Source organism: Streptomyces sp. NPDC059224, assembly GCF_042754285.1.
In the GTDB taxonomy this organism is placed as follows: domain Bacteria; phylum Actinomycetota; class Actinomycetes; order Streptomycetales; family Streptomycetaceae; genus Streptomyces.
The window spans coordinates 35,034-48,169 of record NZ_JBHZAN010000037.1; the positions used below are offsets into that span (position 1 = coordinate 35,034).

A 13,136-nucleotide genomic window follows, 5' to 3' on the forward strand; every position below is an offset into this window, starting at 1 on the left:
TACCTCCACTTGAATGACATGCGCGGGTCAAGGCTGGAATCCTCGCTGCGCACGCTTTCTCCACGGCGTGTCCACGGATCACGGACCCGTATCCCGGTCCGCCCGATCCCGGTCCCCGCACAGCTCAGCTCGTCCCGGACAGCACATCCCCGTCTGCCCGGTCTGTCACCGGCCGCGTCCCGGCGGCCGCAGCAGGAGGAGTACGAGTGAGACGTCTTCCCCACAGACGCGCCACGGTCGGAGCCGCACTGGTCTCCACCGTGGCGTTGTTCGCCGTCGGCATCCAGTCGGTCCCGGCGAACGCCAAGCCCGCCGCCCCCCACCCCGGCCCCGTGCGCACCGGTGGCCTGGAGGCCGAACTCAGCCCCGCCCAGCACACCGCGCTGGTCAAGAGCGCCCAGCAGCAGACCGCCGCGACCGCCCGGCAGATTGGCCTCGGCGCCCAGGAGAAGCTGGTCGTCAAGGACGTCGTCAAGGACAACGACGGCACCCTGCACACGCGCTACGAGCGCACCTACGCGGGACTCCCGGTCCTCGGCGGCGACCTGATCGTGCACACCCCGCCGGCCTCCCTGGCGGCGGGCACGGTCAGCACCACCTTCAACAACAAGCGGACCATCAAGGTCGCCTCCACCACCGCGGCCGTCGCCAAGTCCGCCGCCCAGGCCTCGGCGCTCAAGACCGCCAAGTCCCTGGCCGCCGAGAAGCCCGCCGCCGACAGCGCCGGCAAGGTGATCTGGGCCGGCAACGGCACGCCGAAGCTGGCCTGGGAGACCGTGGTCGGCGGCTTCCAGGACGACGGCACCCCGAGCCAGCTGCACGTCATCACGGACGCCACCACCGGAAAGGAGCTGTACCGCTACCAGGCGGTCAAGTCCGGTACCGGCAACACCCAGTACAGCGGCACGGTGACGCTGAACACGACCCTGTCGGGTTCGACGTACCAGCTGTACGACACCACCCGCGGCGGCCACAAGACGTACAGCCTCAACAACGGCACGTCGGGCACCGGCACCCTGATGACCGACGCCGACGACGTCTGGGGCACCGGAGCCGGCTCCAACACCCAGACCGCCGGCGCCGACGCGGCCTACGGCGCCCAGGAGACCTGGGACTTCTACAAGAACACCTTCGGCCGCAGCGGCATCAAGAACGACGGTGTCGCGGCCTACTCCCGGGTCCACTACAGCAGCGGCTACGTCAACGCGTTCTGGGACGACTCCTGCTTCTGCATGACCTACGGCGACGGCTTGGGCAACACCCACGCCCTCACCTCGCTGGACGTGGCCGGGCACGAGATGAGCCACGGCGTCACCTCCAACACCGCGGGCCTCAACTACAGCGGTGAGTCCGGTGGGTTGAACGAGGCGACCTCCGACATCTTCGGCACCGGGGTGGAGTTCTACGCCAACAACTCCTCCGACGTCGGCGACTACCTCATCGGCGAGAAGATCAACATCAACGGCGACGGCACGCCGCTGCGCTACATGGACAAGCCGAGCAAGGACGGCGGCTCCGCGGACAGCTGGTACTCCGGCGTCGGCAACCTCGACGTGCACTACTCCTCCGGCCCCGCGAACCACATGTTCTACCTGCTCTCCGAGGGCAGCGGCACCAAGACCATCAACGGCGTCACCTACACCAGCACGACCTCCGACGGCGTCGCCGTCGCCGGTATCGGCCGGGCCGCGGCCCTGCAGATCTGGTACAAGGCGCTGACGACGTACATGACGTCCAGCACGAACTACGCGGCCGCCCGGACCGCCGCGCTCAACGCCGCGACGGCCCTGTACGGCGCGAGCTCCGCCCAGTACGCGGGCGTGGCCAACGCCTTCGCGGGCATCAACGTCGGCAGCCACGTCACTCCGCCGACCTCGGGGGTGACGGTCACCAACCCGGGCAGCCAGTCCTCGACCGTGGGCACCGCGGTCAGCCTCCAGGTCTCGGCGAGCAGCACCAACAGCGGCTCGCTGACCTACGCGGCGAGCGGACTGCCCACCGGCCTGTCCATCAACAGCTCCACCGGCGCCATCACCGGCACCCCGACGACTGCGGGCACCTACAGCACGACCGTCACGGTGACCGACTCCACCGGCGCCACCGGCACCGCCTCCTTCGCCTGGACCGTCAGTTCCGGCGGCGGCGGCACCTGCACCGCCACGCAGCTCCTCGGCAACGCGGGCTTCGAGTCCGGCAACACCACCTGGACCGCCACCAGCGGGGTCATCACCAACGACACCGGCCAGGCGGCGCACGCGGGCTCGTACAAGGCGTGGCTGGACGGCTACGGATCCACCCACACCGACACGCTGTCCCAGTCGGTGACGATCCCGAGCGGCTGCACCAACACCACGTTCACCTTCTACCTGCACATCGACACCGCCGAGACCACCAGCAGCACCGCCTACGACAAGCTGACGGTCACCGCCGGTTCGACCACCCTGGCCACCTACTCCAACCTCAACAAGGCCACCGGGTACGTGCAGAAGTCCTTCAGCCTCGGGTCCTACGCGGGCAGCACCGTGACGCTGAAGTTCAGCGGCGTCGAGGACTCCTCGCTGCAGACCAGCTTCGTCGTCGACGACACCGCCGTCACGACCGGCTGAGACACCACCGGCCGAGACAGCACCGGTTGAGCGGCCCGTACCCGGCATCCGGGTACGGGCCGCTCGCGCGTGTCAGCTCAGCGGGTCCATCGTGAGGTACGCCTGCTGCGGACTGCCGTCGTTGACCAGTGACTCCTGGTTGCCGACGTCGTCGAAGGCGAAGGCGTACGCCTTGCCGTCGGCCATCTGGGCGTGGACGGCGCGCGCGTACTGGTTGGTCACCGCGTCCTTGTAGAAGTCCGCCGGGTTGGTGTCCGGCTGGTTCGCGCTGGTGAGCAGCGTGGACCGGTTGAAGCCCGCGCACAGGGTGCGTGAGATCGGGCCGCGCACCTGGTCGTTGGGCGCGTCGAGCAGGTTGTGGCAGCCGAAGACGCTTCCCGCGTCGGGCTTCTGGAAGCTGGTCACCACCGCCCCGGCGGAGTTGGTGAAGTTCATGACGTTGCCCGAGACCCGGCCGAAGTACCTGGTGTTCGGCTGGTCGGTGAACGGGGTGACGGTCAGCGCCGTCGTCGCGTACTTCGTCCAGACCCGGTTGACGTAGTCGTTCAGGACGCTCGCCGGCAGCGCCCCGGTCTCCACGCCGTACAGGGGCGAGAGCGCGCGGAGCACGGTGCCGTCGGACCGGGTCTGCACCAGGTTCGCCCAGCCGCCCGACTGTCCGCGCAGCGCGTTGAAGAAGCCGTTGTAGCCGCCCGGCCTGAGGTGCCCCGTGGTGCTCACGGTGCCGTCGGAGCGCTGCACCCCGACCGCGTACGGCGCCGAGAACATGTCCACCTGGGTGCTGTTGATCCACAGGCCCGCGTCGTTGAGCGTGTACTCGGACCAGTTGAAGAGGATGTTGCGGTTGGGGTCGCTCGGATTCTGCACGGCGGGCTGGACCAGGCCACCGGTGGTCAGCCTGAAGTCGAGCTTCTGGCCGTAGGAGAAGTAGATCCGGCCGGAGAACTTCGGGATCCGGATGGTCTTCGACTGTCCGGCCGCCGGCCCCGTGATCGAGGCGTCCGGCGCGGGCGCCGGCGGGTTTCCGCCGGCCGGCCAGGCGTGGAAGGTGCCGTTCGCGTCGGCCCAGCCCTGCCGGCCGGTGGAGAGCTGGGTGCCGAGGTCGTAGACGTACACCTGGTCGCCGCGGCCGGAGTTGTTGGTGATCTTCAGGGGGATGGTGTCCGGCACCGCCGCGCCGGCCGATTGCGGGGTGCCCAGGGTGAGCGCCCCGCAGATCAGCGCCGCGGCGGCCGCCAGGGGCAGCGTCCGGCGTGCGAGTCCTGTGCGCACTCTCCACCTCCGTGTGGGGTCGGGGTCGTACGGGCATTGGTCCGTACCAGTCTGAGAGCGCTCTCAGGGTGCCGGTGGGGCGGGTGCATGTCAATGAGTGGGGACGGAATCCGGGGGCCCGCCGGATGACGGGCCCCCGGATTCCGGGACGCGCTCGGATCAGAAGGTGCGCTTCAGCAGACCGAGCAGCGCGTCCCAGTGCCGCTCGGCGGCCTCGGCGGAGTACGCGGGGGTGTCGGCCTGGGTGTAACCGTGCTCGGCGCCCGGGTAGACCTCGCAGGTGTTGCGCACCCCGGCGGCCGTGAGCGCCGCCTCGAAGGTGCGGATCTGCTCCGCGGTCATCGACTGGTCCTGGTCCGCGAAGCCGAAGTACAGCTCCGCCGTGACCCGGTTCGCCAGCAGGTGGGGGCTGTCCGCGTCCTCGGTGACCAGCCGGCCGCCGTGGAAGCCGCCCGCGGCCGCCACCCGGTCCGGGAACGCGGCGGCGGTCCGCACGGCCAGCCGGGCACCCATGCAGTAGCCGGTGATCGCCACCGGACCGTCGGCCACCAGCGGGCTCTCGGCCATCCAGTCCAGGTAGGCGGCCGAGTCACGGTCGCTGAGCTCGGACGTCAGCGACGACATGACCGGCATGATCCGCTGCCAGATCGTCGGGTCCTGCGCGGGGTCGATGAACTCGGGGAGGTCGACGACCGGGGTGCGGCCACTGCGGTAGAAGACGTTCGGCAGCAGCACCGTGTAGCCCGCGCCGGCGAGCCGGTCCGCCATCGACTTCAGGTGCGGGCGGATGCCGTAGGCGTCCTGGTAGAAGAGCACGCCCGGGTGGGGCAGGCCGTCGGCGGGGTGGGCCAGGTAGGCGTCGGCGACGCCGTCCTCGGTGGTGATGTCCACGTCGGTTCCCTGTACGACGGTCATGGCGCAGTGCCTCTCTGTGGAGTCGGCGTCGGGTCGGGGGAGGCCCGGCGCGGCATGTCACGATCATCGTGGCACGCGAAGGGGAGAGGACCGCGGCCCGGGGACCCCGTCGTCACTCGAAGCGCGAGATGTCTCCCGCGCCCTGGCGGACGATCACCGCCTCGCCGTCGGAGAAGTCGATGACCGTGGTCGGCTCGGTGCCGCAATCCCCGGAGTCGACCACCGCGTCCACCTGGTGGTCCAGGCGGTCCTTGATCTCCCAGCCCTGGGTCAGCGGCTCCTTCTCGTCCGGCAGCAGCAGGGTGCTGGACAGCAGTGGCTCGCCCAGCTCCGCGAGCAGCGCCTGGGTGACCACGTGGTCGGGGATGCGCACCCCGACCGTCTTCTTCTTCGGGTGCAGCAGTTTGCGCGGCACCTCACGGGTCGCCGGGAGGATGAAGGTGTAGCTGCCGGGGGTCGACGCCTTCACGGCCCGGAACACGTCGTTGTCGACCCGCACGAACTGGCCGAGCTGGGCGAAGTCCCGGCACATCAGGGTGAAGTGGTGCCGGTCGTCCAGGTGCCGGATGGAGCGGATCCGGTCGATGCCGTCCCGGCTGCCGAGCTGGCAGCCCAGGGCGTAGCAGGAGTCGGTCGGGTAGGCGATGAGCGACCCCGAACGCACCGCGTCGGCGATCTGGGAGATGCTGCGCGGCTGCGGGTTGTCGGGGTGCACGTCGAAGTACTTGGCCATCCGCCGAGCTTATGCCGTCCGGGCCCGGACGGCTCCGCGGGCTCGACGGAGGGTCCGGGCTCCGGCGTGTCGCCGGCTGTCGTCTCCCGGTGCGCTGGTGCGGCGAACCGGTGCCGCGAGGGGGATATGCGCAGCCCGAGCGGGTGACGCGCGGCCCCGGGACCGGCCGCGACCCCGAAGACCCCCCGCTTCCAGGCGGCGGAACAGCCGCCGGGCACCGATACCGGCGTCGGCCACGCCGCGTGGGGGTGACCGCGCTTTCCCTCATGTCGTGGGCGGTTCGGGAGAGTTCCGCCGGGCACTGTGCGGCGGACTCGGCCAGGCCTGCCTCCGGTCGTGTCCGGGCGTACGGCGGGGTCTGGGAAGGAGCCGGGGCGAGGCCGCGGAAAACTCGTGTGCATGCCTGCCGGAATCCGGGGAACCAGCGTACTCAGCCGCCCGAGAGCCATCCCCCCGGCTCCGGGTGAGGCGTTCTTCGCCGGCGGCCCTTCCCCCGAGGGCCGCCGGCGAAGGTGTACCGGGCGGTCGGGACCTGCCCAGGTTCATCGGGTAGCGTCCGTAGACCGAGGTCGACGCTACGGACGAGGAGCAGGGCGAGATGGCTGGCCGGGCAGACGAAGGCCCGTACCCCCCGACATCCTTGACCGACGTCTGGGCCGCACAGCTCCTCGACCACCTGCGCCCCGGTGCCCGCGACCCGCGCCGGGTGGTCACCTGGCTGGCCCGTGCGGTGCGGGCCACGGTCTGTCTCCAGGACGCCGACGGCACCGTGCTCGCCGGGGAGCCGCTGCCCCTCGACGACGGCCTGGTCGCCGAGGTGGTCGCCGGCCGGATCTCCGCCGCCGCCGTCGAGGACGGCGACCGGCACCTGCGCCTGGTCTCCGTGCACGCCCCCGACCCGCGTGCGGGGGCCGCCTCGCTGCTCGCCGTGGCCCGTGCCACCCCCTTCGACCGGCGGGCCGCCGAGATCGTCACCCACACCGCCGGCGTCCTCGAACTCCTGCTGGGCGAGCGCGAGTCGACGGCCGCCGGGCGGCGGCTCCGGCAGGCCACCGCCGACCTGCGCCTGGCCATCCTGCAACTGCTGATGGTCGAGGACACCGTCTCCGCCCGCCGGGTCGCCGCCGGACTGTGGCCCGGCCTCCTCGACACCGACAGCGCCTGCGTGTACGTCGTCGAGGGCCACCCGGCCGAACGCGACGGGCTCGCCGAGGACTGCCTGGACATCACCCGCGGCCAGGCCCTGGTCGTGCGCTGTCCCGCGGTCGACGGCCATGTCATCGTCGTCAGCCCCGCTCCCAGGGCCGGGCAGTGGCTGCGCTCGCTGGTGGACGGCCGCCCCGGCACGTTCCTCGGCGGCAGTGTCCGGCAGAGCCTCGCCCGCACCGCCACCGCCTACGGCCAGGCCGTCAGCGCCCTCGCCGTCGCCCACTTCCGCTCCGACCAGGCCGCCGTCTACGCCGAACGCACCCACCCGGAACGGCTGATGGACCCGGCCGCTCTGCACGCCTGGTCCGCCGCCGTGCTCCGGCCGCTGGACACCCTGCCCCACCACACCCGCGCGGAGCTCCTCGCCACCACCCGCCTGGGACTGGAGTTCACCGCCGTCAGCGCGGCCAAGGTCCTCGGCGTCAGCCGCAACACCGTCCGCGCCCGCATGGACCGCGTCGAGGCCCTGCTGGACGCCGACTTCTCCGACCTGGCCGTGCGCGCCACCGCCCATCTGGCCCTGAACACGCAGGCGGCCTGGACGGAGGACCTCCGCGCCACGGCACCCGAGGCGCCCGGCGCACGGCTCGGGGATCTGCTGGCCGGTCCCGGGCTGCGCGCGTGGGCGCACGATCTGCTGGACCGGCTGACCCGGGACGGCCGTGATCTGCGCGGTACCCTGCGGGCCTGGATCGCCGCCGGCGGCAACGCCGAACGCGCGGCCCAGGACCTGGGGGTGCACGCACAGACCGTCCGTGAACACGTACGCGGCGCCGAACCCGTTCTGGAACGCCAGCTGCTGGCCGCTGGCGCCGACCTGTACGAGGTCGTCCTGGCCCACCTCGCCCTCGGAGACCTCACCGCCCCCACCCTGCCCCGGGCGAATCCGGGCCAACCGGACTCGCCTGTGCACGGGTGAGCCCTCCGGTCGCCCGAGCGGGCATCGACGCGATACCCAACGGCCGGATCCGCACGTAAGTTCACCTCCCGCGGGGGCACGACCGGAACGGGGGACCGGTCGCAGCCCCCGCGACCCCCGACGGGCCTCCGGACTCAACGTCCCAGTCGCACCGGGATCTCCTGCCAGCCGAAGGCGATGAACGACGGGACCTGCCGCAGCTCCTGTGCGCCGATGGCCAGCCGCAGTCCAGGGAAGCGGTCGAACAGGGCGGGCAGCGCGGCGAGCGCCTCCGCACGGGCCAGCGGCGCGCCGATGCAGCGGTGCACCCCGAGTCCGAACGAGAGATGGTCGTCGGCCCCGCGGGCCGCGTCGAACACGTCCGCGTCCGCCCCGTAGTGCTCCGGATCCAGGCCCGCCGCCGCGTACGTCGTGATGATCGCGTCCCCGGCCGGAACGGTGACGTCGGCCACCTTCAGGTCGGTCACCGCGAACCTCAGCGGCAGCGCGGCGATCGACGGATGCACCCGCAGCGTCTCGTCGATCACCGCGTCCCAGCCGACCGTCCCGGCGCGTACCGCCGCCAGCTGTACCGGACTGGTCAGCAGCGCCACCACCGCGTTGCCGATCAGGTTGACGGTGGTCTCGAAACCGGCGCCGATCACCAGCAGCAGGGTGTACAGCAGTTCCTCGTCGCCGAGCCGGTCGCCGTCCTCGTCGCGGACCCGGATCAGCTCCGTGGTCATGTCGTCGCCGGGACGGGTGGCCTTGTACGCGATCAGCCCGCCGAGGACCGTGCCGATCCGCTCCTGCACGAACGCCGCGTGCTCCGGGGTCGGATCGGAGGTGTCCATGATGGCCGCGATCAGCTCACCGGTGCCGTCCCGCAACTCGTCGGGCACACCGAAGAGTTCGCAGATCATGCGCATCGGAAGCGGATGCGCCAGCCCGGCCCGCAGATCCACCGCCGAGCCGTCGGCCCCGGCCGCCGCCACCGCGTCGAGCAGCTCTCCGGCGATGGCCGTGACGCGCGGCAGCATCGCCTCGGTGCGCCGGTGCGTGAAGCTCGGCGCCACCAGCTTGCGCAGCCGGGTGTGGTCGGGACCGTAGGCGGAGAGCATGTTGACCACGCCGATCCAGCCGAGCACCCAGCCCCAGGACGGGTGTTCGCCGATCTGCGGCCACAACCGCCAGTGCCTGCGCGGATCCTTGCTGACCCGGGGGTCGAGGATCAGTTCCCTGAGGACGTCGTAGCCGGTGGGGGCCCAGGCCGGTATGCCGCCGGGCAGTTCGACAGGTACGAGGGGACCGAGGGCGCGCAACCGCGCGCTCTCCGCCGGGATGTCGGAACCGAACGGGTCGAGAGCGATGCGGTCGGTGACGGTCACGACGACTCTCCAGGCTGGTCGTGGGCGCGGGGGCTGAACCGGACGGGCAGGGATGTCAGCGAGCGGTGGAACGGGCCGGGCCGCCAGCTGAGCCTCTCGCGGGGCAGGACCGGGTCGAGGTCGGGCAGCCACAGGGTGAGCCGCTCGATCGCCTCGGTCGCGATGAGCAGCGCGTGGTGGCGCACCGGGCAGGCGTGCGGGCCCGCACCCCACGACAGGTGTGAGGCGTCCCCGGCCCGCCGCCCGTCGGTGACCTCCCGTTCGGCGAACAGCCCCACGGCACCGAAGGAGACGACCACCGGGACCGCCGGCCTGACCCACGCCCCGTGGAAGGCGACGGGCCGCCGGGCGTAGTAGATGCCGTAGTTGGCCAGCGGGGTCTCGTGGTGCAGTACCTCGATCACCGCGTCCATGACCGGACGGGCACCGCTGGTCAGCGTCGAGTAGTAGAGGGAGTTGCCGAGGATCCGGGACAGCGCGTTGGACACCAGGTTCGTGGTCGGCTCGTACCCCGCGCCGAGGGTGAGGAAGACCTGCCAGGTGACCTCCTCCGGGGACAGCCCGGCCGGATGGTCCAGGAGCATGCTCGGCAGGTCCTCGCCGCGCTCGGCGACCTTGGCGGCGACCAGCCGCAGCACGTAGTCGGCGAACTCGGCCTCGCCCTCGGCGGCCTGCGCGCCGCCCTCCATCATCTTCAGCAGGCCCTCGCTGAGCCGGTCGCCCTGGCTGTCCGGCAGCCCGAACAGGTTGTTGAACACCAGCGCCATCAGCGGACGGGTGAAGTCGGCGACCAGATCCGCCTCGCCGCGCGGCCCGAAACGGTCCACCAGCAGCCGTACCGCCCGGTGCACCAACGCGCGCAGATCGTGCGGCTCGATCAGGTCGAACACGTCGATGAGACTGGCGCGGTAGCGGATGTGGGCGTCGGCGTCCGAGAACAGCGCGTTGGGCCGCCAGCGCATCATGCCGAGCAGCGGGGAGTCCTCGGGGACGGTGGCCTCCCAGTCCCGCGGGTCGTGCGAGAAGGCCTCCACGTCCCGCAGCACGTCGAGGGCGGCGCGCCGTTCGGTGATCACGTACGCGGGCGTGCCCGGGGCGAGTTCCGCCCAGCCGACCGGGCCCTGGGCGCGCAGCGCCGCGTAGTAGCCGTGCGGGTTCCGGGCGAAGCCGTCCTCCCACAGGCGCACCGGTCCGGAGACGGTGAAGGAGTGCTGCACGGTCATCGGGCCTCCGCCGGCCGGTCGTCGATCAGATGCTGTACGAGGGCGAGCAGCGCGTCGACCGAGGAGTGCGGGTCCCGCGCGTCGCACCGCACCATCGGGGTGCCCGGCTCCAGGTCCAGGGCGGCGCGCACTTGTTCGCCCGTGTAGTGGCTCGGCGCGTCGGGGAACGCGTTGAAGGCGACCGCGTACGGCAGGCCCGTCTCCTCCACCAGACCCAGCACGTCGAAGGAGGCGTCGATCCGCCTGCTGTCGACCAGCACCAGGGCGCCCAGCGCGCCGTAGGAGACGTCGTCCCACAGCGTCCGGAACCGCTGCTGTCCCGGCGTCCCGAACAGATAGAGCACGATGCCTCCGGCCAGGCTGATCCGCCCGAAGTCGATCGCGACGGTCGTCGTCTCCTTGTCCCGCACCCCGTCGAGCTCGTCGACATGGACGGAGGCCTCGGTGAGGCGCTCCTCGGTGTGCAGCGGACGGATCTCCGACACCGAGTCGATCAGGGTCGTCTTGCCCACCCCGAACGGGCCGGTGACCAGGATCTTCACCAGGTCGCGGGCGGTGTCGGGGAGATGGGGGCCGCCCGTGCGGGGCAGTTCACCGGTGCTTGAGGGCGCGGAGGCCATCGGCCACTCTCTTCAGCAGGTCGGGATCGAACCGTTCGGCGGCCGGGATCGGCGCGCGGGCCTGGACCAGGTCCCGGTCGACCAGGTCGGCGGCCAGCACCCGGACGGCGGACACCGGCAGCCGCAGCAGCGCCGCCGACTCCACCAGCGTCAGCGCGCCACCGGCCAGCAGCTCCAGCAGGGCCTGTTCGGCCGCGGGCAGACCGGCGGGCGGGGGTGCCCCGTCGCGGGTGAGCACCGTCAGCCGTTCCAGATGCGGACGGCTGGGCCGGGCCACCCCGCCGGTCGACAGATACGCGGGGACCAGGGGACGGCCGCCACGGCGGCCGGTCATGCCGGCGCGCCGCCGTCGGAGCCTCTGGGCGCCGCCGCCATCGCCTTCTCGCCCAGCCGTGCCACCTGCGAGTGCACCCGGTGCGCCAGCAGGTCCAGCCGTACCTCCGGGTCGCCGTAGGCCGCCACACAGGTGCCGTGGTCGGTCGGCACGATCAGCACGTATCCGTGGTCCGACTCGATGACCACCTGCCGGACCTCCGCCCGGTCCCGGTCGGCGAACTCGGCGGCCGCGGCCCGGCAGGCGCCCTGCACGGTACTGGTGATCGCGGCCACCCGCTCGGCGGTCGCCTGGGACAGGGCGTCGGTGTACCCCGTCGCGAGGCCGTCCCGGGTGAGCAGGACGGCGGCCAGGACATGCGGTATCTGCAGGACCGGATCCAGCACCCATGCCGTCTCGCCCGCATCGCGGCTGCTCATCTGGCCGCTCCTCCTTCGTCGTCGGTCCGTTGGGGATCGGGCGGGTCGGCCCGCTTGGGGGTCCGCGCCGCCGCGGTGCCGTACTGCAGGGCGGCGAGCGCGGCGGCCGCCTCCTCGGGCCGCCGCGCGGCCGGCTGCTGCCGGGGTGTGCCGGGGGTGTCGGGGTCCTCGGGACGGGTACGACGCCGCCGCTGCGGGAGGCCGCCCGGGTCACCCGGTTCCTGGTGGCCGGGGGCGCGCTCGTGCTCGGTGCCGGTGCCGGCCGTGGCGGGCACCGGAGCGGCGGGGGCGGGAACAGCCGGGGCAGGCACCGCGGGGGCCTGGGGCTCGGCCGCCGGCGTCTCGTGTCCGGCCGGTTCGTGCGCCGGCTCGCGGCCCGGCTCCGGGCGTAGCGCCGCGCGCTCGCGCGTCGAGCGGGGCGCACTGGCGGACGGCGGCCGCAGGTCCGGGTCGATCCGGCCGAGCAGGTGGGTGTCGATTCGCAGCACCGCGCGCACCCCGCCGTACGGCGAGGGGGAGGAGACGTCGACGCTCAGGTCGAACTGGCGGGTGAGCCGGCCGACCGCGGCCAGACCCATGCGGGGCGGATCGCCGAGGTCGGTCAGCAGGATCGGGTCGCTGCCCGCCACCAGCCGCTGGGCCCTGGCCCGTTCGTCCTGCGTCATGCCGAGGCCCGCGTCGTCGACGGTCACGCACACCCCGTGGTGGACGTGCTCCAGATTGACCACGACGTCGGTGTCCGGCGCCGAGTGCCGCAACGCGTTGTCGAGGAGTTCGGCGACGATGACGGCGACCGGCTCGACCGCGTGGGACACCAGGGCGGTGCCCGGCTCCAGATGGTTGTGGACCGTGACCCGGTGGTAGCCGGCGAGCCGGGCCTGGCCGCCGGTCACGGCGTCCACCACGTGGGACTCCTCGCGGGCCAGCCCCACCCAGGCCCCGCAGACCACCGCGGCCACCTGCGCCCGCCGCAGGGACTGCTCGTTCTCGTGGTCCAGGGCGAACAGCGTCTGCGCCAACTCCGGTTCGTCGTAGCGCTGCTGGAGTCCGCGCAGGGCGTCCTGCAGGCGGTACAGGGCGGCCTGGATCTCCCGGGTGGCGCCGCGCAGACCGGCCTGCGCGGCCGCGTCGATCCGGGCGCGCTGTGCGGTCAACTCCTCGCGCAGCGCGGTGAGTACGTACTCCAGCGCGATCCCCGTGGGGGTCCCGGGCGTCTGCTGCCCCGCGGGACCGGGCACCTTGAGGTGCGGATGCGTGAGCTGCGCGGCCGCCGCGGGCATCCGGCGGGTGGCCAGGTGCTCGACCTCGGAGACGAACGTGCCCTCGGCGCCCCTCAGCCGGGTGCGCAACTCCGTCACCTCGGCGCGCAGTGCCGCCCTCTGGCGCCGGGCCCGCAGCAGGCCGCCGCCGAGGGCTAGCGCGGAGAGCGTTCCGGCGGCGAGACCACCGGCCACCAGTTCCGGCAATTCGATCATGGAATCGGTTTCCAGGGGGTAGGGCAGCAGTGGGCACGGGGAGT

The 13,136-nt window shown here is 72.4% G+C and carries 11 protein-coding genes; 2 read left to right on the plus strand and 9 right to left on the minus strand.

What is annotated here, in order from left to right; all coding sequences use genetic code 11:
* The first annotated feature begins 206 nt into the window (after positions 1-206).
* The gene (locus tag ACFXI4_RS34510; RefSeq protein WP_384998497.1) at positions 207-2,606 is read left to right on the plus strand and encodes a M4 family metallopeptidase; all 2,400 of its coding nucleotides are present in this window, start codon (positions 207-209) and stop codon (positions 2,604-2,606) included.
* A 72-nt stretch (positions 2,607-2,678) separates the two neighbouring features.
* Here the strand turns inward: ACFXI4_RS34510 and ACFXI4_RS34515 are convergent, their stop codons facing one another.
* From ACFXI4_RS34515 to ACFXI4_RS34525, 3 genes are all read right to left on the minus strand, one after another.
* Positions 2,679-3,878, minus strand: a complete 1,200-nt coding sequence (locus ACFXI4_RS34515; RefSeq protein WP_384998499.1) for a glycoside hydrolase family 64 protein — start codon at positions 3,876-3,878, stop codon at positions 2,679-2,681.
* 159 nt (positions 3,879-4,037) lie between these two features.
* Positions 4,038-4,793 carry a dienelactone hydrolase family protein gene (locus ACFXI4_RS34520; RefSeq protein WP_384998502.1) on the minus strand — a complete coding sequence of 252 codons (756 nt, stop codon included), beginning with the start codon at positions 4,791-4,793 and terminating at the stop codon, positions 4,038-4,040.
* A 112-nt stretch (positions 4,794-4,905) separates the two neighbouring features.
* Complete coding sequence (locus tag ACFXI4_RS34525; protein WP_384998505.1) at positions 4,906-5,526, minus strand: L-threonylcarbamoyladenylate synthase; 621 nt, start codon at positions 5,524-5,526, stop codon at positions 4,906-4,908.
* 598 nt (positions 5,527-6,124) lie between these two features.
* Between ACFXI4_RS34525 and ACFXI4_RS34530 the strand changes: the two genes are divergently transcribed.
* Positions 6,125-7,654 (plus strand): helix-turn-helix domain-containing protein, encoded by a 1,530-nt coding sequence (locus tag ACFXI4_RS34530; protein WP_384998508.1) that lies wholly within the window; start codon positions 6,125-6,127, stop codon positions 7,652-7,654.
* Positions 7,655-7,788: 134 nt separating this feature from the next.
* Here the strand turns inward: ACFXI4_RS34530 and ACFXI4_RS34535 are convergent, their stop codons facing one another.
* From ACFXI4_RS34535 to ACFXI4_RS34560, 6 genes are read right to left on the minus strand one after another with little or no spacing between them, the layout of a single operon-like run.
* Positions 7,789-9,021 (minus strand): cytochrome P450, encoded by a 1,233-nt coding sequence (locus ACFXI4_RS34535; protein ID WP_384998511.1) that lies wholly within the window; start codon positions 9,019-9,021, stop codon positions 7,789-7,791.
* Positions 9,018-10,244, minus strand: coding sequence for a cytochrome P450 (locus ACFXI4_RS34540; protein WP_362728028.1), 1,227 nt, complete (start codon positions 10,242-10,244; stop codon positions 9,018-9,020). The genes ACFXI4_RS34535 and ACFXI4_RS34540 overlap by 4 nt, the downstream gene beginning before the upstream one ends.
* Positions 10,241-10,864, minus strand: coding sequence for an ATP/GTP-binding protein (locus ACFXI4_RS34545; protein ID WP_384998514.1), 624 nt, complete (start codon positions 10,862-10,864; stop codon positions 10,241-10,243). Before ACFXI4_RS34545 ends, ACFXI4_RS34540 begins: the two co-directional genes overlap by 4 nt.
* Positions 10,836-11,198: a DUF742 domain-containing protein gene (locus tag ACFXI4_RS34550; RefSeq protein ID WP_384998517.1), complete on the minus strand. Its 363-nt coding sequence runs from the start codon at positions 11,196-11,198 to the stop codon at positions 10,836-10,838. The genes ACFXI4_RS34545 and ACFXI4_RS34550 overlap by 29 nt, the downstream gene beginning before the upstream one ends.
* Positions 11,195-11,617 (minus strand): roadblock/LC7 domain-containing protein, encoded by a 423-nt coding sequence (locus ACFXI4_RS34555; RefSeq protein WP_362728022.1) that lies wholly within the window; start codon positions 11,615-11,617, stop codon positions 11,195-11,197. Before ACFXI4_RS34555 ends, ACFXI4_RS34550 begins: the two co-directional genes overlap by 4 nt.
* Positions 11,614-13,092 carry an ATP-binding protein gene (locus tag ACFXI4_RS34560; RefSeq protein WP_384998521.1) on the minus strand — a complete coding sequence of 493 codons (1,479 nt, stop codon included), beginning with the start codon at positions 13,090-13,092 and terminating at the stop codon, positions 11,614-11,616. The genes ACFXI4_RS34555 and ACFXI4_RS34560 overlap by 4 nt, the downstream gene beginning before the upstream one ends.
* Between the last annotated feature and the right edge of the window lie 44 nt (positions 13,093-13,136).